The following is a 24,358-nucleotide window of genomic DNA, read 5'->3' as shown; positions in this document are numbered from 1 at the left end:
TAAAATATAGTTACGTATTTGTGGGGATTTTCCCACTTTTTTTATTTGTACCTTGAAGGAGGCTTTTGCATGATTGAACGACAAAATAATAATAAATTTGATTTGGTTTCTAAGTACTCACCTACCGGAGACCAACCGGAAGCAATTAAACAGTTGGTGAAGGGAATTAATGAAAATGAAAAGTCACAAATTTTATTAGGAGCAACAGGAACTGGTAAAACATTTACAATTTCTAACGTAATTCAACAGGTTAATAAACCAACTTTAATTTTGTCTCATAACAAAACCTTAGCTGGACAGTTATATGGTGAATTTAAAGACTTTTTCCCTAATAATGCAGTAGAATATTTTGTTAGTTATTATGATTACTATCAACCAGAAGCCTATGTACCTTCAAGTGATACTTATATTGAAAAGGACTCCTCAATTAATGACGAAATAGATAAATTAAGGCATTCAGCCACTAGTTCTTTACTAGAAAGAAATGATGTTATTGTAGTTGCTTCAGTTTCTTCGATATTTGGACTGGGTGATCCCAAAGAATATCATGATCATGTAGTTTCACTTCGAGTTGGTCAAGAACTAGATCGAGATAAGTTACTAAGAGAATTAGTTAATATTCAATTTGAAAGAAATGATATTGATTTTCAACGAGGTAGATTTAGAGTACACGGGGATATAGTAGAAGTCTTTCCAGCATCAATTGATGATCATGCTCTAAGAATTGAGTTCTTTGGGGATGAAATTGACCGTATTAGAGAAGTTGATACTTTAACAGGAGAGGTTTTAGGCGACCGCGAACATGTAGCGATATTTCCAGCGACTCATTTTTTAACTAATGATGAGATTATGAACGTTGCTTTACCTGAGATTGAAGAAGAGATGCAACAACAAGTTAATAAGTTTGAAGATGAAGGCAAATTACTTGAAGCTCAAAGGTTAAAACAGCGAACTACTTATGACATTGAAATGATGCGAGAAATGGGATACACCAGTGGAATTGAAAATTATTCTAGGTTCATGGACCGAAGAAAACCAGGAGAACCACCCTATACCTTGCTAGATTTCTTTCCTAAAGATTTCTTATTGGTGGTAGATGAATCTCACCAAACTATGCCACAAATTCGTGGTATGTATAATGGAGATCAGGCTCGAAAGCAACAATTAGTAGACTACGGTTTCAGACTACCTAGTGCCTTAGATAACCGTCCATTAACTCTAAATGAATTTGAAAAACATGTTAACCAAGTTATCTATATGTCAGCTACTCCGGGACCATATGAGTTAGCGGAAACTGACAAAGTTGCTCAACAAATTATTCGTCCAACTGGTTTACTTGATCCAACAATTGATGTCCGTCCAATTATGGGACAGATGGATGATTTAGTTGGTGAAATTAATCAGCGAATTGAGCATAATGAACGAACTTTCATTACTACGTTAACTAAAAAAATGGCAGAAGACTTAACTGACTATCTTAAAGATCTAGGGATCAAAGTTAAATATCTACATTCAGATATTAAGACTTTAGAAAGAACTCAGATTATTAGAGATTTACGTTTAGGAAAGTTTGATGTGCTGGTAGGAATTAACTTATTAAGAGAAGGTATTGATGTACCAGAAGTTTCGTTAGTAGCAATTTTGGATGCTGATAAAGAAGGTTTCTTACGAAATGAACGATCCTTAATTCAAACAATTGGTCGAGCTGCTCGAAATGAAAATGGTAAGGTTATTATGTATGCAGATAAAATTACCGATTCAATGAAAAATGCTATCGATGAAACGAATAGAAGACGCAGCATTCAGATGAAATATAATGAGGAGCATAACATTGTTCCACATACTATTAAAAAAGAAATTCGCGATTTGATTTCAGTTACAAAAGCGAATGAAAACACTGGCGAAAAAGATGATTTCATCGAAAGTGATTTCTTAAGTATGAGCAAAAAAGATCAAAAAGAAATGTTAGACAATTTAAATATACAAATGGAAGAAGCCGCTAGAAAACTTGACTTCGAGCAGGCTGCAAATTTAAGAGATACTATTTTAGAGTTAAAAACTAGTATCAAAAAATAGGAGGCACTAAGAGTGGCAATAGACAATATCGTTATTAGAGGGGCTAGAGAACATAACCTAAAAGATGTTAATGTTACAATCCCTAAAAATAAATTAGTTGTTATGACTGGATTATCCGGATCAGGTAAGAGTTCTTTAGCTTTTGATACATTGTATGCTGAAGGTCAACGAAGATATGTGGAAAGTTTATCTTCGTATGCTCGTCAATTTTTAGGACAAATGGATAAGCCCCAGGTTGATTCAATTGATGGTTTAAGTCCTGCAATTTCAATTGATCAAAAAACTACTTCTAAAAATCCACGATCTACAGTTGGAACGGTTACCGAGATTAACGATTATTTTAGACTTTTATGGGCCAGAGTGGGAACTCCTATTTGTCCTAATGACGGTTCAATCATCCAAAGCCAATCCGTAGATCAAATGATCAGTCAAATTGAGCAATTACCTGAACGCACTAAAATTCAAATTCTTTCACCAATTGTTAGAAGTAAAAAAGGTCAACACAAAAAAGTATTTGATAAAATCAAAAAAGAAGGTTTTGTGCGAGTTCAAGTTGACGGAGAAACTCGAGATATTGAAGAAGATATTGAATTAAGTAAGACTAAGTTACACACCATTAATATTGTGGTGGATCGAATGATTGTAAAAAATGATATGAATACCCGTCTATCAGAATCACTAGAATCAGCACTTAGACTAAGTGATGGATATGCCATTATAGACTTTTTAGGACAAAGAGACCCTATGATGTTTTCCGAACACTATGCTTGTCCAATTTGTGGATTTACAGTTGGTGATTTAGAACCGCGCTTATTCTCATTCAACTCACCAACGGGAGCATGTCCTGAATGTGATGGATTGGGAGTTAAATTAGAAATTGATTTAGACTTAATTGTTCCTGATGATACTTTAACCTTAAACCAAGGAGCTATTGCCCCATGGAATCCAATTAGTTCTAAATATTATCCCAATTTGTTGGCACAAGTATGCCAGGCTTTTAAAATCGATATGGACACACCATTTAAGGACTTATCAGATAAACAGAAAAATCTAATTCTTTATGGATCTAATGGTCAGGAATTTCATTTCCATTATGAAAATGATTTTGGCGGAGTTCGTGATGTAGATACGACATTTGAAGGGGTAGTTAACAATGTTGATCGTCGTTATCATGATACTAGTAGTGATTTTACTAGAGACCAAATGCGTACCTATATGACCGAGTTAACTTGTCGTACCTGTCATGGATATCGTTTGAATGATAAAGCTCGCTCAGTTAAAATTGCAGATTTAAATATTGCAGAAGTCTCGGCAATGGATATTCAAGCTGAACTTAATTTCTTTAAGGAACTTAAATTGAGTGAACAAAACGCGACTATTGCGGCGCCAATTTTAAAAGAAATTTCTGATCGTCTAACTTTTTTAAAAAATGTTGGTTTGGATTATCTAACCTTATCGCGTTCTGCTAGGACCTTATCTGGAGGAGAAGCTCAACGAATTAGATTGGCTACGCAAATTGGATCCAATCTAACCGGGGTTTTATACGTTTTAGATGAGCCGTCTATTGGACTTCACCAGCGAGATAATGATAGATTGATTGAGTCTTTAAAACACATGCGAGACTTAGGTAATACCTTAGTGGTAGTAGAACATGATGAAGATACTATGCGTGCTGCTGATTATTTAATTGATATTGGACCTGGTGCAGGAGCCAATGGTGGAAATGTAATGGCATCTGGAACACCAGAAGAAGTTGAAAATACTAAACAATCCATCACGGGACAATATTTATCGGGTAAAAGATTTATTCCCGTGCCTTTAGAACGTCGCAAAGGTAATGGTAAACAATTAAAAATAACTGGAGCAGCTGAGAATAATTTAAAAAATATTAACGTAACTATTCCGTTAGGTGAATTTGTGGTAGTAACTGGGGTTTCCGGATCAGGTAAGTCTACTTTAGTAAATGATATTTTGAAAAAAGAAGTGGCTCATAAACTTAATCGTAATTCTGCAAAACCTGGTAAATTTAAAAAAATAACTGGAATAGAAAACCTTGAAAAAATTGTTAATATTGATCAAACACCGATTGGAAGAACTCCACGAAGTAATCCAGCAACGTATACTGGAGTGTTTGATGATATAAGGGACTTATTTGCTAATACTAATGAATCAAAACTTCATGGTTTTACTAAAGGTCGTTTTAGTTTTAATATCAAGGGTGGTCGTTGTGAAACCTGTCATGGCGATGGAATCTTAAAAATTGAAATGAACTTTTTACCCGATGTATATGTTCCATGTGAAGTCTGTCATGGTAAACGGTATAATGCCGAAACATTAGCAGTTGAGTATAAAGGGAAAAATATCGCAGATATCTTAGCGATGACCGTTGATGAAGCTTTGGAATTCTTTAGTGCCATTCCTAAGATCACTCGTAAGCTACAAACTATTCAAGATGTAGGATTAGGCTATGTAACTCTTGGCCAACCAGCCACTACTCTTTCTGGAGGAGAAGCTCAACGAATGAAATTAGCTTCCGAACTTCATAAGAAATCAACTGGTAAAAATTTATATATTTTAGATGAACCAACTACTGGATTACATTCAGAAGATATTCGTAAATTATTGAATGTTTTGCAAGCATTAGTTGATAATGGTAATTCTGTCCTAATTATTGAGCATAATTTAGATGTAATTAAAAATGCGGATCATCTAATTGATTTAGGACCCGAAGGCGGTAATGGCGGTGGCCAAGTAGTTGCTACCGGTACACCAGAAAAAGTTGTAGAAGTAAAGGGTAGTTATACTGGTAAATATTTAAAACCAATTCTAGATCGTGATACTAAATTAACTGAACAGGCAAAATAAAAAGGTGTTGCAGTCAACTGCAACACCTTTTTGTTTAAATAACGTATTTATGGAACGCCTGGTATGATATACTACAATCATGTAATAATGAAAGGAAAATGTTATGAAAAATAATAATCAATTTGTACTCATTACTGGAATGAGTGGCGCTGGAAAAACAGTTGCTATGCAAAGTTTTGAAGATTTAGGATACTTTTGTGTCGATAACATGCCTCCAACACTATTTCCGAAATTTAAGGAATTAATTAGAACTGAAAAAGAAATTAAAAAAATTGCCATGGTTATGGATCTCCGTTCTCAGGTTTTCTATGATGGCATTATTGAAATATATAATGATTTACAAAAAAATGATGATAAAGCCGAAGTTCTGTTCTTAGAATCTTCTGATGAAAAATTAGTATCACGTTATAAAGAAACACGCCGTGCACATCCATTAGCTCGAAATGGTCGAATAATTGACGGAATTGAGAAAGAACGTGAATTATTAGAAGGTATAAAGAAAAGTGCCGACATGGTAATTGATACTTCAGAAATTTCACCAAGAGATTTACGAGAAAAGATTTTTGATCGATTTGAAATTGTAGATGATAACTATAAATTTCATATTGAAGTTATGTCATTTGGCTTTAAATATGGAGTTCCATTAGACGCCGATATCGCTATGGATGTAAGGTTCTTACCTAATCCATATTACGATAAAAAGATGCGTTATCAAACTGGATTAGATCAAGACGTTAAAGATTATGTTATGCAATCTACTGGGGCTGATGAATTTTATGAAAAATTAGCTTCATTAATTGAATTTACCTTACCTGCTTATGAAAAAGAGGGTAAATCTAGTTTAACAATTGCAATTGGTTGTACTGGTGGCCAGCATCGTTCTGTAGCTATGGCTCAGCGATTAGGTGAACAATTATCTAAAGAATATCCAGTTAACATTACGCATCGAGATATTGAAAAACATAAAAGGGCTGGGACGGGCCAATGAAAAAGAAACTAACACAAACTAAACCTAAGATTGTGGTTATTGGTGGTGGAACCGGATTACCCGTCATTTTAAATAATTTACGTAATCGAAATGTGGATATTACCGCAGTAGTAACGGTAGCTGATGATGGTGGCTCATCCGGAATTTTAAGAGATTATATTAACGTGGTTCCACCTGGAGATATCCGTAATGTGATGGTATCGCTATCCCAATTACCAGAGTTAGAACTCAAGTTATTTCAATATCGATTTAATAGTGCGGATCAATTTTTTGCTGGTCATGCGATTGGTAACTTAATTATTGCAGCCTTATCTGAGATGGAAGGCGGTATTTTTGATGCGGTTCAACAACTTAGTGCAATGATGAAAGTGGATGGCCATGTATTCCCGGCAGCTAATGAACCACTAGTTTTAAATGCTGAATTTACCGATGGCACAGTTTTAAGTGGTGAAGCTGAAATTACAGCCGCTAATAAATTGATTAAGCGAGTTTGGGTAGAGAGCAGCGATATCAAGCATAAACACCGTCCTCAGGCTAAACAACAAGTAGTGGATGCAATTATGGAGGCTGACCAAATCGTTTTAGGACCGGGGAGTTTATTTACCAGTATTTTACCTAATTTAATGATTGAAAATGTAGGTAGAGCGGTGATTGAAACGGATGCTGATGTAGTTTATATATGTAACATTATGACTCAAAAAGGTGAAACTGAAGGATTTACTGATGCTGACCATGTTCGAGTTTTAAATGAACACTTGGGAAGTAATTTTATTAATACGGTTTTAGTTAATAGTCAAATCGTAACGGAAGAATATATTGATCGCAAAAAATGGAATGAAGTAGCTCATCCGGTTAGTCATGATTTTGAGATGTTGAGTGAAATGGATTGCCGAGTGATTACCGCCGATTATGTAGAACTTCGAGACAAGGGAGTCTTTCATAATGGAAAAGAAGTGGTTGATGAATTAATTAATTTAATTGGTCGACCTAATATTTAACGATAAGAGGTAATGAAATGTCTTACGCTAGTGAAGTAAAAAAAGAACTAACTTCATTAAGCGTCCACAAAGAAAATGCTAAAGCCGAATTAATGGCCTTAATTCGGATGAATGGAAATTTAGGAATAGTTAATCACCACTTTGTTTTAAATGTCCAATCAGAAAATCCAGCAATTGCTAGGAGAATGTATAAACTACTATCCAAATTTTATGGAATAACTAGTGAATTAAGTGTGCGACGTAAAATGAAGTTAAAGAAAAATAACTTATATATTTTAAAAGTAAAAAATCGAGCTGCTGATTTATTAAAAGATCTAAAAATATTTGATGGCGCTGAAATAGTTAACCGGGTGCCTGATGAACTATTAAGTGATGATAATAAAGTTAGATCATATTTACGAGGAGCTTTTTTAGCTGGTGGATCGGTAAATAATCCAGAAACTTCACGCTACCATTTAGAAATTTACTCATTGTACGAAGAACACAATGAGATGGTTGCTGAAATGATGAATCGATATGGGTTAAAAGCTCGTACTACCCAAAGAAGAAGTGGGTATATTACCTACCTTAAAGAAGGGGAAAAGATAGCTGATTTCTTGCAATTAATTGGGGCTACTAGTTCCATGCTAAAATTTGAGGATGTCAGAATCGTTAGAGATATGCGTAATTCGGTTAACCGATTAGTTAATTGTGAGACAGCTAATTTAAATAAAGTTGCCAATGCAGCTACTAAACAGATTGAAAATATTAAATTAATTGATGAAATGGTTGGTATTGACCAACTACCGCAAAAGTTGCAAGATGTTGCTTATGTTCGACTAAAACATCCAGAAGTTAGTCTAAAGGAACTAGGAGAACTTGTTAGTGGCGGTCCGATTTCAAAGTCGGGGGTTAATCATCGTTTAAGAAAAATTAACGAATATGCTGAAAAATTAGCATAAAAAAAGACTTAGCAATTGCTAAGTCTTTTTTTATGCTCTATTTCTTTTCATCGGTACTATTTAAAATACCATCAAGTAAACCATAATCTACGGCTTCCTGAGCAGTTAGATAATTATCACGTTCAGTATCTAATTTAACTTTTTCAACACTTTGACCTGAATTTTCAGCTAAAATTTCAGTAATCATTTTACGTGCTTTTAAGATTTCTTGAGCAGCGATTTCAATTTCAGTTTGTTGACCTTGAGCTCCACCTAATGGTTGGTGAATAAGAACTGTTGAATGTGGTAAAGCAAAACGTTTGCCTTTAGCACCGGAAGATGCTAGCACACTGGCCATTGAGGCTGCCATACCAATAACAATAGTTTGTACATCAGATTTAATAAAATTCATAGTATCGTAAATTGCCATTCCTGAGGTAATTACTCCACCGGGAGAATTGATGTAAAGGTAGATGTCTTTTTCAGAGTCTTGGGCATCTAAGAATAATAATTGGGCAATAATTGCATTTGCCATATTATCTTCGATTTCACCAGATAGCATGATAATTCTATCTTTAAGCAAACGAGAATAAATGTCGTAGGCTCTTTCACCGTTAGATGATTGTTCAATAACAGTTGGCACTAAATTCATTAGAGATGCCTCCTTAAGATTTATATACTTGGAACTTCCAAGCTTATGGGCCTATTTTACTAGAAAGGTCAAAAAAGGTCAAATAAATTGTTCTTAAATTTCACAAAAAAATATTAAGGTTTTTATAAGCATAATTTTTAGTTTAAAAACTTAAAAATGTTAATCTGTAAGTAAGAAATAACGGGAGGGAAAATGATGGAAAAAGTGGAACGTAATGCTGATATTTTAGACAACGTTAAGTTGATAGATGATCCTAAACCAACAATTGAAATTACTAAACTTAAATTTAAAAATCATACCTTGTATTTTAAGGGAATTAACTATGCTAATTCACCAATTACAATAAAGTATGACGATCAAGATGTATTAACTACAAAGCAAAATCAAAAATATTTTTCATATCATTTTCCTTTTAGAGGTTACAAAAATTTTTCGATTGAAAATGAAAACTTTAAACATATTATTTCTAAGTATGATTATGCCACCGATACTCCTGAAATTATGAAAAGTGTGTTTGGAAAACGTTATTGGAAATTAACGATTAAAACTCCTAAACATAGTTTGGTAAAATTAACCTTGGGAATTAAAACCTATACTTTAAAGAGTCATTTTAAAACGGAGATTACCTTTAAAATTCCGATTAAAGAAGTGGGTAGAAACAAAAAATTTAATATCTATGCCACTAAAAAGGGTTTAAAAACTAGTCCTAATCTAATTGCAATTATAAAAAAATAGATTAATCCCAATATTATGGGGTTAATCTATTTTTAATTATTTATATGAAAACGTAGCCAAATCCAACATAGTTAAGCTATGATTGGTTGAATAATTCACAATTTCTCATAATATAAAGTGCACCTGGAGGGAATCGAACCCCCATCTCAAGAACCGGAATCTTACGTGCGATCCATTACACTACAGGTGCAAAAAATATACTCATCTAAATATACAAGATTTTTTTAATTAATTCAAGTGAGTGAATAACCCTAGTTGATTCAATTAATTTTAGGCCGTGAAGCCTTGCAATTAATGATTTGTCTGCTATAATTTCAATATAGCAATAGGTTAATAAATACTTGATTATATGTTCACAAAGTTTGCTGACTTATGTTGATTTTAGTGTTATTATTACTATTGTAGTACGACAAATTATTTAATTTCCTAAAGGAGGAAACACAATTATGACTGTAAAAATTGGTATTAACGGTTTTGGTCGAATTGGTCGTTTAGCTTTTAAACGTATTCACCAACTTAACTCAAATGATATTGAAGTTGTTGCTATTAATGATTTAACTACTCCTTCAATGCTTGCTTACTTATTAAAATATGACTCAACACATGGTCGTTTCCCTGGTGAAGTTTCATCAACTGATACTGCTATTATTGTTGACGGTAAGGAAATCCCTGTATATGCAGAACGCGATGCTGCTAACTTACAATGGGTTAAAAATGATGGCGTAGACTTTGTACTTGAATGTACTGGATTCTACACTTCAAAAGAAAAATCACAAGCTCACATCGATGCTGGTGCAAAACGTGTCTTAATCTCAGCTCCTGCTGGCGCAATTAAGACTGTTGTTCCTGGTGTTAACTTAGACCAATTAGACTCAAGTGATGTTATTGTTTCAGCTGGTTCATGTACTACCAACTGTTTAGCACCAATGGCTTACTGGTTAAATGAAGAATTTGGTGTTCAAGCCGGAACTATGACTACTGTTCATGCTTTCACTGCTTCACAACAAATCCTTGATGGTCCTAAGAGCAAGAAGAAACGCTCAAACCGTACTGCTAGTGCTAATACTATTCCTCACTCAACTGGTGCTGCTAAAGCTATTGGTTTAGTAATTCCAGAACTTGATGGTAAATTACAAGGACATGCACAACGTGTTGCCGTTGTTGATGGTTCATTAACTGAATTAGTATCTATCTTAGACAAGAAAGTTACTGCTGACGAAATTAATGCAGCAATCAAGAAACACACTGTAGACAACCCTGCATTTGGTTGGAATGAAGACGAAATCGTTTCATCAGATATTATTGATGATGATCACGGTTCAGTATTTGACCCAACTCAAACTGAAGTTACTACTGCCGGTGATGCTCAATTAGTTAAAACTGTTGCTTGGTACGATAACGAATGGGGCTTCACTTGTAACATGGTTCGTACTTTGCTTAAATTTGCTACTCTTTAATATTAATAATTAAATTGTAAATAGTTTAAATGAAATGGCGGAGGAGGAAAACTCCTTCGCTTTTTGTTTGAAAAAATATTTTTCTTGGGAGGTCATTAAAATGGCAAAATTAACTGTTTCAGATCTAGATCTTGATGGTAAAAAAGTTTTAATGCGTGTAGATTTTAATGTTCCAATTAAAGATGGTGTGATTGGTGATGATAACCGTATCGTTGCTGCACTACCAACTATTAACTATGTATTAGACCACAATGGTAAGGTTATTTTATTCTCTCACCTTGGCCGTATTAAAAAAGAAGAAGACAAAGATGGTTTATCATTACGTCCAGTTGCTGAACGTTTATCAAACCTATTAAACAAACCAGTAATTTTTGTACCTGTTACTGAAGGTGCTCAACTTGAAGATGCCATTAATAAAATGGAACCAGGTCAAGTATTACTTGTTGAAAATACTCGTTTTGAAGACGTTGTTAACGGCGAATATGTAAAACGTGAATCAGGTAATGATGCTAAACTTGGCGAATACTGGGCATCATTAGGTGATGAATTCATTAACGATGCTTTTGGTACAGCTCACCGTGCACATGCATCTAACGTTGGTATTTCAGATGCTATGCGTGACAATGACAAACCAGTTGCTGCTGGTTACTTAATGGAAAAAGAAATTAAGTTCTTAGGGGATGCTGTTGATAATCCTCAAAGACCATTTGTTGCCATTTTAGGTGGTGCAAAGGTTTCTGATAAAATTGGAGTTATTGAACATCTTTTAGACAAAGCTGATAAGATTATTATCGGTGGTGGTATGACTTATACTTTCTACGCTGCTAAAGGAATTAAAATTGGTAACTCACTTGTTGAAGATGACAAGATTGATGTTGCTAAACAAATCCTTGAAAAGGGTGGCGACAAAATTGTCTTACCAGTTGATAACGTTGTAGCTGATGCATTCAGTAATGATGCTGACCACAAAGTTGTTGAAGGCGATATTCCTGATGGTTACATGGCTCTTGACATTGGACCTAAGTCAATTGAAGACTTTGAAAATGTTTTAAAAGATGCTAAAACAGTTGTTTGGAATGGACCAATGGGTGTATTTGAAATGTCAAACTATGCTAAAGGTACTTTAGCAATTGGTGAATTCTTAGGAACTCTTAAGAATGCAACTACCATTGTTGGTGGTGGTGATTCAACCGCTGCGGTTAAACAACTTGGTGTTTCTGATAAATTAACCCACATCTCAACTGGTGGTGGTGCCTCACTAGAATATCTAGAAGGCAAAACTTTACCAGGTATTGCTGCTATCAGCGACAAATAGACAATAAAAAAGAATCTAGCTAAGGCTAGGTTCTTTTTTATTGTCTATTTGTCATAATATAGTTTAGAATTGAAGAATAATAAACTAAGGGGAATGATATTATGCGCAAACCGTTTATTGCAGGAAATTGGAAAATGAATTTATCATTAAACGATGCGGTAACTTTTGTTAAGGAATTAAATAATAATTTACCGGATCCTAAAAAAACTCAGGTGGCCATAGCGGCTTCGGCTCTATTTTTAGAATCGATGATTCAAAATAAGGGAGAAGAACCGTTAATTATTGCAGCTGAAAATTGTTACTTTGAAGATGAAGGCGCTTTTACGGGTGAGATTAGTCCAAAGGCATTAAGTGAAATGGGAGTAACTCATGTAATTATTGGTCATTCAGAGCGCCGAAAATATTTTAATGAAACAGACGATATAATTAATAAGAAAATTCATGCAGTTTTAAGAAATCATATGATTCCGATACTATGTTGCGATGAAACTATGGGTAGAAGGGAATCTGATTCCAAAATTTCTTGGGTAGTTAGTCAAGTAACTGCTGGATTAAAGGGAGTTAGTTCAGATGATGCTAAAAATATCATCGTTGCTTATGAACCAAGTTGGGCAATTGGGACCGGTCAAACAGCTAGTACCGATGAAGCTGAAGAGGGTTGTTATTTAATTCGACAAACTATGGCTGATTTATATTCGGACGATATTGCCAATGAAATTAGAGTTCTATATGGTGGTAGCGTTACGGATGAAAACGCTGAAGATATTCTATCTCGAAAAGACATTGATGGTGTTTTGGCAGGGGGATCTAGTCTAAATGTAGAATCCTTCATCAATTTAGCCAATTTAAGTACAAAATAACGCTAAACTTATATATTTTTATTGAAATATTCCCAATAAACTAATAAAATTAAGGTGAGCCTTGTTCTAAAGGTCACAACTTTCGTTAAGGAGAGATATTAATATGTCAATTATTTCTGATATTTATGCACGTGAAGTCCTAGATTCACGTGGTAACCCAACTGTTGAAGTTGAATTATATACTGAAGATGGTGCAATGGGCCGTGGGATCGTTCCTTCTGGTGCATCAACTGGTGAACATGAAGCCGTTGAATTACGTGATGGTGATAAAAACCGTTTCATGGGTAAAGGTGTTCAAAAAGCTGTTGATAATGTAAATAACGTTATCGCAAAAGAAATTATTGGATACGATGTAACTGATCAACTAGCTATTGATAAAGCTATGATCGAATTAGATGGTACTCCTAACAAGAGTAAATTAGGTGCAAATGCTATTTTAGGTGTTTCTTTAGCTGCTGCTCGTGCTGCTGCTGATGAACTTGAAATGCCATTATACAACTACCTTGGTGGTTTTAATGCACACTTATTACCAACACCAATGTTAAATGTTATCAATGGTGGAAAACATGCTAACAACAAGGTTGATTTCCAAGAATTTATGATCATGCCTGTTGGTGCCCCAACAATTACTGAAGCAATTCGTTGGAGTTCAGAAGTATTCCACAACTTGAAAAACTTACTTAACGAACGTGGATATTCAACTGCCGTTGGTGATGAAGGTGGATTTGCTCCTGACCTTAAGAACAACGAAGAACCATTTGAAATTTTAGTTGAATCAATTCAACGCGCTGGTTACAAACCAGGTAAAGACTTTGCAATTGCTTTTGACTGTGCTGCTTCAGAATTCTACAATACTGAAACTAAAAAATATGACTTAGTTGGTGATGGTAAATCATACACTGCTGATGAATTTGTTTCATTACTTGAAAGCATCGTTGACAAATACCCAGTTATCTCAATCGAAGATCCTTTGGATGAAAACGAATGGGAAGATTGGCAAATGGCAACTGAACGACTTGGCAAGAAAGTTCAAATCGTTGGTGATGATTTATTTGTTACAAACACTGACTACCTTGCAAAAGGTATCAAATCAGGTGTTGCTAACTCAATCTTAATCAAACTTAACCAAATCGGTACTTTAACAGAAACTGTTAGAGCAGTTGAAATGGCTCGTGAAGCTGGTTACACTGCAATTATTTCACACCGTTCAGGTGAAACTGAAGATACTACAATCTCAGACTTAGTTGTTGCTCTTAACTCTGGTCAAATTAAGACTGGTTCAATGAGTCGTGGCGAACGTATTGCTAAATACAACCAATTAATGAGAATTGAAGATCAACTTGGATCAGTTGCTGAATACAAAGGTATTAACTCATTCTACAACTTATCAGAACAAGCTCGTAAAGATATTGCAAGCAAATAATAATTAAAAAAGTTGCCTAATAGGCAACTTTTTAATTTATAGGAATCTCTATTGCGTATTTACTATTTGTAAATACTTAAATGGAGGTTCCTATTTTGTTAAAAAAATTTTTAATTTTATTGATGAGTTTCGTAACTGTAGTATGGGTAAGTGATGCAATAAGAGCACAGGCAAGTAGCCAGTGTAAAGTAACAATTAATCAAACTTTTTATCAATATGATACGAATGGTGTTAAAAATGCTAAGAAGGTTCAGTTAAACCGGTTAGTCAATTTAGGAGAACGACTAGTTTTACCTATCTATGAGCATTACACAACTAAGCATCAAAATACACAATTGACTATTGATAATGACATTAGTATTTTTCCTAAATACTATGCCAACATGGCCGTTGTAAATATTCACTATGTCGATGAATTAAATAATCAAGAAATTGCTAAGACCCAGAGCCTAACTAAAGGAAGCATTTATGGGAAGTATATTGCCGAATCGTTAGAAATCAAAGATTATAAACTTAATCAAGAGGACCAACTAACCGGACTAATTACTAATGAAGTCCAAGACGTTTATATTACCTATCATCGAGTGACAGATTCAAATGATGCTTCCGTACCTGATTATCAAAAACCAGACATAACTAATCCGAAAATTCCGGATCATTCAGAAGTTAGCGAAAATCAACCCAATGGTCAATTACAACCTGATCCAGGTGAAGATTCAAATAAGGATCCCGAACATAATGTTTCGATTCACAATGAAACCAATGATGTAGCTAATAATTATTTCAATACTGAAAATACTATTAGTGTAGATAAAAGTAACGTAACTAATACCAAAAATATTAATTCTGAAATTAATTACTCACAGACTACTTTAACTAACCTTAAGCAATATAAAATTTCCCATCAGACAAATAATAATAGCTTAAAATATGTAAAAGGAGCTAATTCTAATAAAAAACAACTTTACCGTCGAATTAAACGCCGACATAGCGCTCAGATTAAAACCACTTTACCTAAAACTGGGGAGCCTGATTTTAGTTTTTATCCAATGATTTTGTTAATTTTACTAATATACAGAATGTTAAAATTTAAATTAATAATGTAGCTTATTTTATATATTTATGTTAAATTTAATATTAGTAAACATGGGCCGAAGAAATGGTAGGAGGCTATAAAGTGTATAATTTATTATTAACATTATTAATCATTGATTGTGTATTAATTACTATTGCTGTATTAATGCAACCTTCAAAAACTAATGATGCCATGTCAGCATTAACTGGTGGTGCAGATGATTTATTTGCCAAACAAAAGCCACGAGGCTTTGAGGCATTTATGCAAAAAGTGACTGTTGTTTTAGGAATTATCTTTTTTGCCTTAGCTTTAATGCTATATTGGATATCATCTCATTAGATAAAACCCCCTGTTTAATACATGGGGGCTTTTTTTATAAAATTAAATATAAATAAAATTAAGAATAATAGAGGAATATATATTGCAAGATTTAGATTTGAAAAACGAAATAGAAAGTTTATTTCGAACTAACGCTGATAAAGAATTTAGTGTAGAAAATATTGCTGATGAATTAAAGTATCATGGATCAGCTGCATTTAAGTTAATTGTTCAAGAATTAGCTGTTTTAGAACGGGAGGGAGTAATTATTGCTGTTTCAGATGATAATTTTAAAATGAATCCTGAAAAACAAAAATTAGTTGGGACTTTTCATGCCAATGATAAAGGCTTTGGATTTGTAGCCTATGATGAAGTTTTACCAGATGCTTATATTGCACCTGATAATACTATGAACGCTTTGAACGGTGATACAGTTGAAATTGAAATTGTTAAGGCTGCAAAATCCGGATCCGATCGAGGACCAGAAGGTAAAGTAGTTGCTATTACCGAACGAAAGTACCAAACTGTAGTTGGTGGTTTTACCCAAACCGATGATGATAAGGGATACTATGGCCAAGTTAAATTAACTGACAAAAAAATTGCTAAGTATAAATTTTATATTACTGATGTCGGTCTAAAACCTACTACTGGTGAAGTAATTACTGCAGAGATTGTTGAATACCCAAGCAAGGAACATCCTGATTACATGGTCGGAATCGCCAAGAGTGTAATTGGTTCAGTTGATGATCCCGGAATTGATATTTTACAAATTGTATACGCTCATGATATTCCATCTGAATTCCCACAAGAAGTATTGGAAGCCGCTGATAATATTCCTGATCACGTTACTGAGGAAGAAATGCAGGGCCGTGAAGATATAACTAATCAAACTCTAGTTACTATTGATGGTGAATCATCTAAGGATTTAGATGATGCAGTTACAGTTTGGAAATTAGATAATGGTAACTATCATTTAGGAGTTCATATTGCAGATGTTAGTCACTATGTAACTCCTGGTAATGTAATTGATAAGGAAGCTTACAAACGTGGTACATCAGTTTATTTAACCGATCGAGTTATTCCTATGTTACCTCGTCGCCTATCTAATGGAATTTGTTCATTAAATGAAGGCGTGTTAAGACTTTGTGTAAGTTGTGATATGGAAATTGATCCTGATGGAAATATCGTTAAACACCGTATTCATCCTAGTGTAATGAAATCTAAAGCTCGAATGACTTATACAGCAGTTAACCAAATTTTAGAAGCACACGATGAAAATACTAGAGCCCAATATAAAGAATTAGTACCAATGTTTGAAGACATGGCTGAACTTCACCGTATTTTATACAAGAATCGTAAGCGAAATGGTTCTATTGATTTTGATGATCATGAAGCAGAAATTATTGTAGATGAAAATGGTAAGGCCGTTGATATCAAGCTACGTGTTCGTGGATTATCTGAAAAAATGATTGAATCATTTATGTTAGCAGCTAATGAAACAGTTGCTCAAGATTATTACGAAAAGAATGTGCCATTTATTTATCGTATTCACGAATCACCAGATGCTGACCGTATTAAGAACTTTTTTGAATTCTTAACAGCCTTCGGAATCAATGTTAAGGGTGATCCAGATCATGTAAGTCCTAAAACCTTACAAAACATTTTGAAACGAGTAGCTGGTCAACCAGAAGAAACCATGGTATCAGTGATGATGCTAAGAAGTCTTTCCCAAGCTAAGTATTCTGAACAATCATTAGGACACTTTGGGTTAGCAGCCCCTTATTACACTCATTTCACTTCACCAATTCGTCGTTATCCAGATACTACCGTTCACCGTCTAATTCATTATTATGATGATAATGGAATTAACGCAGAAAGTAAGAAAAAATATGCCGATGTGCTTGATGAAATCGCTATTCATTCTTCTGAAACTGAACGTCGCGCAGTTGATGCCGAACGAGATACTGACGCAATGAAGAAAGCCGAATACATGGCTGATCATGTTGGTGAGGAATTTGAAGCTGTAATTAGTTCAGTTCTTAAATTCGGAATGTTTGTTGAATTACCAAATACGGTTGAGGGATTAGTTCATATTAGTCGTATGAATGATGATTATTATGAATATGTTGATAAGTTTATGGCTTTAGTAGGTAAAAATACTAAGCGAACTTACAAAATGGGTCAACCAATTCGGGTTAAGGTAGTGAACGTCGACGTTGAACAAAGCGCCGTAGATTTTGAAGTAGTTAACCCGGAAGACACACCAACCAGTGATTGGTTACCTAAGCAACCAAGTCATAATAATAAGCGCCGTGGTAACCGCAATGGTAGCAAAAATGGTGACCATAAACGTAGCAATAATGATCGTAAACGTAATAACAACGGTCACTCTAATAATCGTAAATATTCAAGTCACAAAAGTAATTCCAAACAAAACAATAACCACTAGTTTAAATTGAAAGTTTGGTGATTTTAATGGTTAAGAAAAAGCCAACTAAAAATGATGAAAATTTAATGGCGCAAAATAAAAAAGCTCGCCATGACTATAGTATTTCAGAAACCGTTGAAGCAGGGATGGTATTAACGGGAACTGAAATAAAATCTATACGCGATCGTAGAATTAATCTAAAGGATGGCTTTGTTCAGATTAGAAAAGGCCAAGCTTATCTAATGAATGTTCATATTAGTGAATATGATTATGGTAATCAGTTTAATCACGATCCTTTGCGTAATCGAAAGCTTTTATTACACAAAAAACAAATTTTAAAATTAGGTCAAGCTACTAAGGATAAAGGGGTAACCATTGTTCCTTTAAAAGTCTATTTAAAAAATGGTTTTGCTAAAGTGTTAATTGGTGTTGCTACTGGTAAACATGAGTATGACAAGCGCCAAGCGATTAAAGAGCGTGACGAAAAACGTCAAGTAGATCGTATTATGAAACATTACTAAATAAAAAGATCACCTCAAAATGAGGTGGTCTTTTTAAATTGCACTTAAATTTGGTTGTTTAATTTGATGCTGAATAATTGTTACGATTGCAATAATTAGCGGTTCCTGGCTAATTTTATTACTAGTGATTTGATAAACGGAATTTTTACTAAAACTAACTGGAGAAATTTTAGCTATTTGGTGAATGCCTCTTTGAATTATAAATTTATCAGATTGATTATTTCCTAAAACTATCCAGTTAACTCCATTAATATAGATAAATGAGTGGATTAAGGAAGTGTTTAACACCGATGAACCAATAAATTGATCTTTATAAAATAAGTTAAATTTTGGATTATTACCATTAGTAACTTGCTCAATCTTGGCTAATGTCTCATTTCTAATAGAGTAAATACAAATTTTATTACCAACATTTCCCCAATTTCCAGTAACGATATATTTAGTATCTTTATATTCATCGATAATTCTAGTTTTTTGAAATTGATCTAATTCGGCTTGGTTAAAAAATAAAATCCGACTCATTAGGTTAACCCCCTTTGTTTAGAATATTTTAACATGTTCTTAAGTAAATATCGTTAATATATATATGTTATGTTAAAATTACTAGTGAGGTGTTGATTAATGAAACCATTTATTCATAATGATTGGTGGGATATATTAAAGCCAGTTTTTGAGACCGAATCTTATCGTAACCTACATAATTTTTTAGTTAACGAATATAATACGAAAGTGATCCATCCAGATATGAATCATATATTTGAAGCTTTTAATTTAACTTCGTATGCTGATACCAAGGTGGTTATCTTAGGTCAAGATCCATATCATGGACCTAATCAAGCGCATGGCTTGAGTTTCTCAGTGCAACCGGGAATAAGTATCCCACCGTCATTAAGAAATATTTACCAAGAATTAAATTCAGATTTAGGAATTACGCCAGTTAATCATGGTTATTTAGTTGATTGGGCTAAACAAGGAGTTTTGTTGTTAAATACAGTATTGACTGTCATCGATGGACAGGCTAACTCTCATCAAAATATGGGATGGGAAAACGTTACTGATTATGCAATTAAAGCCTTATCCAAACGAGATAAACCCGTAGTTTTCATTTTATGGGGACGCTCTGCTCAAGCTAAAATCAAACTAATTGATACGACCAAAAATGTAATCATCAAGGCACCTCATCCAAGTCCGCTATCAGCAAATCGTGGATTTTTTGGCTCTAAACCTTTTTCAAAAACTAATGCTGCATTGGCTTTGTTTGGAGAAACTCCCATCAATTGGCAGTTACCTAAACAACCAATGGGTTAAATATTGGAGGATTTGTTATGGATTTATTTGATATTTTAAAAGACAAGGTTTCAGGTAAGAATGTAAAAATTGTATTCCCTGAAGGTGAAGATATTCGCATTTTGGGTGCAGCTGCTCGATTAGCTAATGAAGATTTATTAAAACCAATTATTTTAGGAAAACCTGAAGAAGTCCAACAGTTGGCTAGCAAACACCAAATTGATGTTAGTGAATTAGAAATCTTAGATTATCAAAATCAACCTAAAGAGATTATAGATTCAATGGTAGCAGCAATTGTTGATCGTCGAAAGGGAAAAACTTCCGAAGAACAAGCTCGCCAATGGTTAACCGATCCTAATTACTTTGGAACCACTATGGTTTACTTAAATAAAGTAGATGGAATGGTTTCGGGAGCTAATAATCCAACTGGTGATACTGTTAGACCAGCTTTACAAATTATTAAAACTAAGCCGAATGTTAAATTAATTAGTGGTGCGTTTATTATGCAAAAAGACGATCAACGCTATCTATTTGCAGACTGTGCCATAAACATTGATCCTGATGCTAATAGTCTGGCTGAAATCGCAGTCCAAAGTGCTAACTCAGCCAAAATTTTTGGAATTGATCCAAAAGTAGCTATGCTTAGTTTCTCAACTAAGGGCTCTGCCAAGGGTGAAGTAGTTGATAAGGTACAAGAAGCCACTCGTTTAGCTCAACAAATGGATCCAGAAACTCCAATTGATGGGGAATTACAATTTGATGCTGCTTTCGTACCATCAGTAGGTGAGAAAAAAGCTCCCGATTCAAAAGTGGCAGGCCATGCTAACGTATTTGTATTTCCAGACTTACAATCAGGAAATATTGGATACAAAATTGCTCAACGTTTAGGGGATTTTGAAGCTATTGGACCAATTTTACAAGGCCTTAATCAACCAGTATCTGATTTATCTCGCGGATGTAACGAAGAAGATGTATATAAAGTAGCAATTATTACTGCTGCTCAAGCTTTAGCTTAATTTTAGTAATCCAAACACTTAATGGGGTTTGGATTATTTATTTAGGATGGATTAAATATGAAAACAATTGAAGTTAAATCTGCACAAGACACCATGAATCTGGGCGAAAGACTAGCCAGCTTATTAAATCCTGGCGACTTAGTTCTATTAGATGGCGATTTAGGGGCAGGTAAAACAACCTTTACTAAGGGTTTAGCAAACGGATTAGGAATTAAGCGACCAATTAAAAGTCCAACTTTTACGATTATACGTGAATATAAAGAGGGAAGAATTCCACTATACCATATGGATATTTATCGACTGGAAAATGGTGGAGCTGAAGAATTGGGATTAGACGAATACTTTAATAGTGATGGGATCAATGTGATCGAGTGGTCTAAATTTATTGATGACTTATTACCTGATAACTATTTAAGAATAATTTTTAATCGAGAAGACGAGTTAGATAGCGACTTTCGAAAAATTACATTTGAGGGCAGTACCCCGAAAATGGAAGCTGTGGCTAACGAATTAATAGGAGATTAAAATGGCTGATGAAGTTAATTTAAGACGCGCTGAACCTCGTGATGGTAAAAATATTTTGGAATTGTTGAGACAACTTCAAAAAGAATCCGATAATTTTATTGTTGATTCTAATTTAGACGAAATTACTAGTGAACTTGAAAGTCGTCAAATTGAATTAATTAATCAAACTAGGACCAACATCATAATAGTTGTTGAGTTTGATAATCAACTAATTGGTTTAACTACAATTGATCAAATTGATGATAATATTGGTGAGCTAGGAATTGCTATTTTGGAAGAATTTCAAGGTTACCATTTAGGTACTAACTTAATGGAGATGACTCTAGATTGGGTAATTCAAGTTAGCGATTTATCTCAAATTTTTTTGGAAGTATTTAAGACTAATCTTCCAGCTATTAACCTATATAAAAAATTCAAATTTGTTGAAGTCGGGGAAACTGATAATTCAATTAAAATGGAGTTAGATACAAAATAAAAAAGCTACCTAATATATTAGGTAGCTTTTTAAATTGCCTTAACAAATTCCTTAATAGCAGAATTTCCAAATTGAGCATGTTGAGCAATTAAAATATTTGCACATGCCAAACTATCATCCAAAGCATTATGATGGTGATTTAAAGTAATATTTAATTCATCACATAAGGTATTTAATTTATGATCACTAAAGTCTGGATAAAAGTTTTTAGAAGTTTTTAAAGTATCTAAAGTTAAATAGTGTGGTAGTTCTAAATCATAACGTAAGAGTGAATTTTTTAAAACACTATTATCAAAGGATGCGTTATGGGCTACTACTAAATGATTTTTTACAAACAGTGGTGAAATATGTTGCCATAATTCAGGGAAAGTTGGAGCATCTAATACGTCAGCTTCATGAATTCCATGAATATTAGTATTTCGCCAGCTAAAGGGAACTTCTGGATTAATTAAGGAGTAAAGTTCTTTAGTAACTTGATTGTTGTTAACAATAACTAAAGCTAGTGAACAAGCACTGGCTCTTTTTTGGTTGGCAGTTTCAAAGTCCATTGCAATAAAATTCATATTATTTACCCTCATTAAAATAATTAATTAGTATATTATACAAGGGCTAATGTTAAAAAACAAATTAGTTCAGAACTAATTCAATCGGACAATGATCAGATCCTTTAATATTTGGAAGGATATCGGCTTTTTGTATTTTTGATTCAATTTTTTCGGAAACTATAAAGTAATCTAGGCGCCAACCAGAGTTATTTGCTCTTGCATTACCACGAAAACTCCACCAAGTATATGCATTACCTTGATCGGGATGTAAGTATCTAAAAGTATCTGTAAAACCATTAGATAATAATTCTTGAAAGCTTTGACGTTCTGGTTCCGTATAACCAGCTTTATGAGTATTACTACTAGGGTTTTTTAGATCGATTGAAGATTTAGCAATATTCATATCAGCACCTAAAATAACCGGTTTAGTTTGCTTTAATTGATTTATATATTTAGTTAGGTCTTGATTCCATTGAATATGATCATTCAAACGTTTTAGACCTTCACCAGAAGTAGGCTCGTATGCATTAACAAAATAAAAATCATCAAATTCTAGAGTAATTGCCCGACCTTCGACATTATCACTATCTGAAGTTAATCCATTATGTACGGAAATGGGTTTAATTTTTGAAAATACGGCGGTTCCGGCATAACCATTTTTATCAGTAGCATAATCCCAATATTGATAATAATCTTTCAATTCTAGTTTAACTTCATTGGGATCAACACGAATATCTTGAATAGCGAAAATATCAGCATCTAATTCCGAAAATATATCCATAAAGTTATGTTTAAGAGCTGCTCTAATGCCATTAACATTCCATGAAATAAATTTCATAATAAGATCTCCTAATTAGTTAATTATTTAAACTAATTATATCAGTGAAAAATGTTAATAAGGGTTTTAACGACTTGTAATAATCCGTGGTACAATTAAACCAATTATATTATTGGGAGGTTATAAAATTATGAACTATCAAGTTTTAGTTGATGATTTACCAGAAATCGAAATTTATCTAAATGAACCATTATCAAAATACACCCATACCAAAACTGGAGGTCCAGCGGATGCGTTAGCATTTCCAAAGTCAGTAGGACAAACTCAGGCTTTACTAAGTAAAGCTAACGAATTAGAAATTCCAGTTACCGTTTTGGGAAATGCTAGTAATTTAATTGTTAAAGACGGAGGAATTCGCGGGTTAACACTTATTTTAACTAGAATGAAAAAAATGGAACGCCATGAAAACCAAATTGTTGCTGAATCGGGTGCAGCTATTATTGAAGTAACCAAGTTTGCTCAAAAAAATTCATTAACTGGTTTAGAATTTGCTGCAGGAATTCCGGGTAGTGTTGGGGGCGCTGTTTTCATGAATGCCGGGGCCTATGGTGGAGATATTAAGGATGTAGTCTTTGGGGCAGAAGTCTTAACTAGAGATAACCAGGTAATTTATTTAAATCATGACGAATTGGATTTCGGTTATCGTCATAGTAGTGTACAAGCTAATGACCAAATTGTTTTATCAGCCACATTCAACTTAGAGGTTGGAATTGCCAATAAAATTCAAGAGGAAATGGATCATCTAAATGAATTAAGAGCTCAAAAACAACCACTAGAGTTACCATCATGTGGTAGTGTATTCAAACGTCCCGAAGGCCATTTTGCAGGTAAACTAATTCATGATTCCGGATTACAAGGTTTTCAAATTGGTGGAGCTCAAGTATCCACTAAGCATGCCGGATTTATAGTAAATGTTGATCATGCTACAGCAACTGACTACTTAAATGTTATTAAGCATGTCCAAGAAACTGTTTTTAATGATTCTGGGATTCACTTAGAAACTGAAGTACGAATTATTGGAGACGATCCGCAAAATTAAAT

At 33.9% G+C, this 24,358-nt stretch carries 23 protein-coding genes and 1 tRNA gene; 19 read left to right on the top strand and 5 right to left on the bottom strand.

Features of this window, described 5'->3' with window-relative positions:
- The first annotated feature begins 69 nt into the window (after positions 1-69).
- The 5 genes from uvrB to whiA all read left to right on the top strand — a co-directional run bounded on the left by uvrB (position 70) and on the right by whiA (position 7,868).
- Complete coding sequence (gene uvrB, locus LHL71_RS04560) at positions 70-2,076, top strand: excinuclease ABC subunit UvrB (RefSeq protein WP_283812364.1); 2,007 nt, start codon at positions 70-72, stop codon at positions 2,074-2,076.
- A 12-nt stretch (positions 2,077-2,088) separates the two neighbouring features.
- Complete coding sequence (gene uvrA / locus LHL71_RS04555; protein WP_227360640.1) at positions 2,089-4,941, top strand: excinuclease ABC subunit UvrA; 2,853 nt, start codon at positions 2,089-2,091, stop codon at positions 4,939-4,941.
- 103 nt (positions 4,942-5,044) lie between these two features.
- Entirely contained in the window at positions 5,045-5,929 is an 885-nt protein-coding gene (rapZ, locus tag LHL71_RS04550) for an RNase adapter RapZ (protein ID WP_227360639.1), read from the top strand.
- A complete protein-coding gene (locus tag LHL71_RS04545; RefSeq protein ID WP_227360638.1) occupies positions 5,926-6,927 on the top strand; it encodes a gluconeogenesis factor YvcK family protein in 1,002 nt (333 codons plus the stop codon). Before rapZ ends, LHL71_RS04545 begins: the two co-directional genes overlap by 4 nt.
- A gap of 17 nt (positions 6,928-6,944) precedes the next feature.
- On the top strand, positions 6,945-7,868 hold the full coding sequence (gene whiA, locus LHL71_RS04540) for a DNA-binding protein WhiA (protein ID WP_227360637.1): 924 nt from the start codon (positions 6,945-6,947) through the stop codon (positions 7,866-7,868).
- 37 nt (positions 7,869-7,905) lie between these two features.
- On the opposite strand, the gene clpP is transcribed toward whiA, so the two are convergent.
- Complete coding sequence (clpP, locus tag LHL71_RS04535; protein ID WP_227360636.1) at positions 7,906-8,499, bottom strand: ATP-dependent Clp endopeptidase proteolytic subunit ClpP; 594 nt, start codon at positions 8,497-8,499, stop codon at positions 7,906-7,908.
- Between the two features lie 192 nt (positions 8,500-8,691).
- Between clpP and LHL71_RS04530 the strand changes: the two genes are divergently transcribed.
- Positions 8,692-9,234 carry a hypothetical protein gene (locus LHL71_RS04530; protein ID WP_227360635.1) on the top strand — a complete coding sequence of 181 codons (543 nt, stop codon included), beginning with the start codon at positions 8,692-8,694 and terminating at the stop codon, positions 9,232-9,234.
- A 118-nt stretch (positions 9,235-9,352) separates the two neighbouring features.
- Here LHL71_RS04530 and LHL71_RS04525 read toward each other — a convergent pair.
- Positions 9,353-9,424, bottom strand: a tRNA-Arg gene (locus LHL71_RS04525).
- A 256-nt stretch (positions 9,425-9,680) separates the two neighbouring features.
- On the opposite strand from LHL71_RS04525, the gene gap reads away from it, so the two are divergent.
- The 8 genes from gap (at position 9,681) to smpB (ending at position 18,631) form a co-directional block, all read left to right on the top strand.
- Positions 9,681-10,691 (top strand): type I glyceraldehyde-3-phosphate dehydrogenase, encoded by a 1,011-nt coding sequence (gap, locus tag LHL71_RS04520; RefSeq protein WP_227360634.1) that lies wholly within the window; start codon positions 9,681-9,683, stop codon positions 10,689-10,691.
- A 100-nt stretch (positions 10,692-10,791) separates the two neighbouring features.
- Positions 10,792-12,006 (top strand): phosphoglycerate kinase, encoded by a 1,215-nt coding sequence (locus LHL71_RS04515; RefSeq protein WP_227360633.1) that lies wholly within the window; start codon positions 10,792-10,794, stop codon positions 12,004-12,006.
- Between the two features lie 101 nt (positions 12,007-12,107).
- Positions 12,108-12,866 (top strand): triose-phosphate isomerase, encoded by a 759-nt coding sequence (tpiA, locus tag LHL71_RS04510; protein WP_227360632.1) that lies wholly within the window; start codon positions 12,108-12,110, stop codon positions 12,864-12,866.
- Positions 12,867-12,969: 103 nt separating this feature from the next.
- Entirely contained in the window at positions 12,970-14,289 is a 1,320-nt protein-coding gene (gene eno, locus LHL71_RS04505; protein ID WP_227360631.1) for a phosphopyruvate hydratase, read from the top strand.
- Positions 14,290-14,384: 95 nt separating this feature from the next.
- A complete protein-coding gene (locus LHL71_RS04500) occupies positions 14,385-15,395 on the top strand; it encodes a hypothetical protein (protein WP_227360630.1) in 1,011 nt (336 codons plus the stop codon).
- Positions 15,396-15,466: 71 nt separating this feature from the next.
- Entirely contained in the window at positions 15,467-15,703 is a 237-nt protein-coding gene (gene secG / locus LHL71_RS04495; RefSeq protein ID WP_227360629.1) for a preprotein translocase subunit SecG, read from the top strand.
- Between the two features lie 82 nt (positions 15,704-15,785).
- Complete coding sequence (rnr, locus tag LHL71_RS04490) at positions 15,786-18,131, top strand: ribonuclease R (RefSeq protein WP_227360628.1); 2,346 nt, start codon at positions 15,786-15,788, stop codon at positions 18,129-18,131.
- 26 nt (positions 18,132-18,157) lie between these two features.
- The gene (gene smpB / locus LHL71_RS04485; RefSeq protein WP_227360627.1) at positions 18,158-18,631 is read left to right on the top strand and encodes an SsrA-binding protein SmpB; all 474 of its coding nucleotides are present in this window, start codon (positions 18,158-18,160) and stop codon (positions 18,629-18,631) included.
- Between the two features lie 33 nt (positions 18,632-18,664).
- Here the strand turns inward: smpB and LHL71_RS04480 are convergent, their stop codons facing one another.
- Positions 18,665-19,153: an LURP-one-related/scramblase family protein gene (locus LHL71_RS04480; protein ID WP_227360626.1), complete on the bottom strand. Its 489-nt coding sequence runs from the start codon at positions 19,151-19,153 to the stop codon at positions 18,665-18,667.
- A gap of 99 nt (positions 19,154-19,252) precedes the next feature.
- Here LHL71_RS04480 and LHL71_RS04475 point away from each other — a divergent pair, with 99 nt between their 5' ends.
- Genes LHL71_RS04475 through LHL71_RS04460 form a run of 4 tightly spaced genes read left to right on the top strand, consistent with a single transcriptional unit; the run spans position 19,253 to position 21,934 of the window.
- A complete protein-coding gene (locus tag LHL71_RS04475; protein WP_227360625.1) occupies positions 19,253-19,939 on the top strand; it encodes a uracil-DNA glycosylase in 687 nt (228 codons plus the stop codon).
- 17 nt (positions 19,940-19,956) lie between these two features.
- Entirely contained in the window at positions 19,957-20,934 is a 978-nt protein-coding gene (gene pta / locus LHL71_RS04470; RefSeq protein ID WP_227360624.1) for a phosphate acetyltransferase, read from the top strand.
- 57 nt (positions 20,935-20,991) lie between these two features.
- Positions 20,992-21,459: a tRNA (adenosine(37)-N6)-threonylcarbamoyltransferase complex ATPase subunit type 1 TsaE gene (tsaE, locus tag LHL71_RS04465; protein WP_227360623.1), complete on the top strand. Its 468-nt coding sequence runs from the start codon at positions 20,992-20,994 to the stop codon at positions 21,457-21,459.
- Between the two features lies 1 nt (position 21,460).
- Positions 21,461-21,934 carry a GNAT family N-acetyltransferase gene (locus LHL71_RS04460; RefSeq protein WP_227360622.1) on the top strand — a complete coding sequence of 158 codons (474 nt, stop codon included), beginning with the start codon at positions 21,461-21,463 and terminating at the stop codon, positions 21,932-21,934.
- A 29-nt stretch (positions 21,935-21,963) separates the two neighbouring features.
- On the opposite strand, the gene LHL71_RS04455 is transcribed toward LHL71_RS04460, so the two are convergent.
- Positions 21,964-22,497: a 3'-5' exonuclease gene (locus LHL71_RS04455; protein ID WP_249778699.1), complete on the bottom strand. Its 534-nt coding sequence runs from the start codon at positions 22,495-22,497 to the stop codon at positions 21,964-21,966.
- A gap of 64 nt (positions 22,498-22,561) precedes the next feature.
- The gene (locus tag LHL71_RS04450; RefSeq protein WP_227360620.1) at positions 22,562-23,317 is read right to left on the bottom strand and encodes an exodeoxyribonuclease III; all 756 of its coding nucleotides are present in this window, start codon (positions 23,315-23,317) and stop codon (positions 22,562-22,564) included.
- A 130-nt stretch (positions 23,318-23,447) separates the two neighbouring features.
- Here LHL71_RS04450 and murB point away from each other — a divergent pair, with 130 nt between their 5' ends.
- On the top strand, positions 23,448-24,356 hold the full coding sequence (murB, locus tag LHL71_RS04445; protein ID WP_227360619.1) for a UDP-N-acetylmuramate dehydrogenase: 909 nt from the start codon (positions 23,448-23,450) through the stop codon (positions 24,354-24,356).
- Positions 24,357-24,358 lie beyond the last annotated feature (2 nt).

Source organism: Lentilactobacillus laojiaonis, from assembly GCF_020616595.1.
Classification (GTDB): Bacteria; Bacillota; Bacilli; order Lactobacillales; family Lactobacillaceae; genus Lentilactobacillus; species Lentilactobacillus laojiaonis.
The sequence above is the reverse complement of the archived record's forward strand: the minus strand, read 5'-3'. Positions and strand labels throughout refer to the sequence as shown.

Excerpts from the sequence above, each read along its gene's own strand:
- LHL71_RS04450 (WP_227360620.1), bottom strand. The coding sequence starts at position 23,317 with ATGAAATTTATTTCATGGAATGTTAATGGCATTAGAGCAGCTCTTAAA.
- pta (WP_227360624.1), top strand. The coding sequence starts at position 19,957 with ATGGATTTATTTGATATTTTAAAAGACAAGGTTTCAGGTAAGAATGTA.
- whiA (WP_227360637.1), top strand. The coding sequence starts at position 6,945 with ATGTCTTACGCTAGTGAAGTAAAAAAAGAACTAACTTCATTAAGCGTC.
- LHL71_RS04460 (WP_227360622.1), top strand. The coding sequence starts at position 21,461 with ATGGCTGATGAAGTTAATTTAAGACGCGCTGAACCTCGTGATGGTAAA.
- rapZ (WP_227360639.1), top strand. The coding sequence starts at position 5,045 with ATGAAAAATAATAATCAATTTGTACTCATTACTGGAATGAGTGGCGCT.
- murB (WP_227360619.1), top strand. The coding sequence starts at position 23,448 with ATGAACTATCAAGTTTTAGTTGATGATTTACCAGAAATCGAAATTTAT.
- uvrB (WP_283812364.1), top strand. The coding sequence starts at position 70 with ATGATTGAACGACAAAATAATAATAAATTTGATTTGGTTTCTAAGTAC.
- clpP (WP_227360636.1), bottom strand. The coding sequence starts at position 8,499 with ATGAATTTAGTGCCAACTGTTATTGAACAATCATCTAACGGTGAAAGA.
- LHL71_RS04515 (WP_227360633.1), top strand. The coding sequence starts at position 10,792 with ATGGCAAAATTAACTGTTTCAGATCTAGATCTTGATGGTAAAAAAGTT.
- gap (WP_227360634.1), top strand. The coding sequence starts at position 9,681 with ATGACTGTAAAAATTGGTATTAACGGTTTTGGTCGAATTGGTCGTTTA.
- tpiA (WP_227360632.1), top strand. The coding sequence starts at position 12,108 with ATGCGCAAACCGTTTATTGCAGGAAATTGGAAAATGAATTTATCATTA.
- LHL71_RS04455 (WP_249778699.1), bottom strand. The coding sequence starts at position 22,497 with ATGAATTTTATTGCAATGGACTTTGAAACTGCCAACCAAAAAAGAGCC.
- LHL71_RS04475 (WP_227360625.1), top strand. The coding sequence starts at position 19,253 with ATGAAACCATTTATTCATAATGATTGGTGGGATATATTAAAGCCAGTT.
- smpB (WP_227360627.1), top strand. The coding sequence starts at position 18,158 with ATGGTTAAGAAAAAGCCAACTAAAAATGATGAAAATTTAATGGCGCAA.
- LHL71_RS04530 (WP_227360635.1), top strand. The coding sequence starts at position 8,692 with ATGATGGAAAAAGTGGAACGTAATGCTGATATTTTAGACAACGTTAAG.
- tsaE (WP_227360623.1), top strand. The coding sequence starts at position 20,992 with ATGAAAACAATTGAAGTTAAATCTGCACAAGACACCATGAATCTGGGC.
- eno (WP_227360631.1), top strand. The coding sequence starts at position 12,970 with ATGTCAATTATTTCTGATATTTATGCACGTGAAGTCCTAGATTCACGT.
- LHL71_RS04480 (WP_227360626.1), bottom strand. The coding sequence starts at position 19,153 with ATGAGTCGGATTTTATTTTTTAACCAAGCCGAATTAGATCAATTTCAA.
- LHL71_RS04545 (WP_227360638.1), top strand. The coding sequence starts at position 5,926 with ATGAAAAAGAAACTAACACAAACTAAACCTAAGATTGTGGTTATTGGT.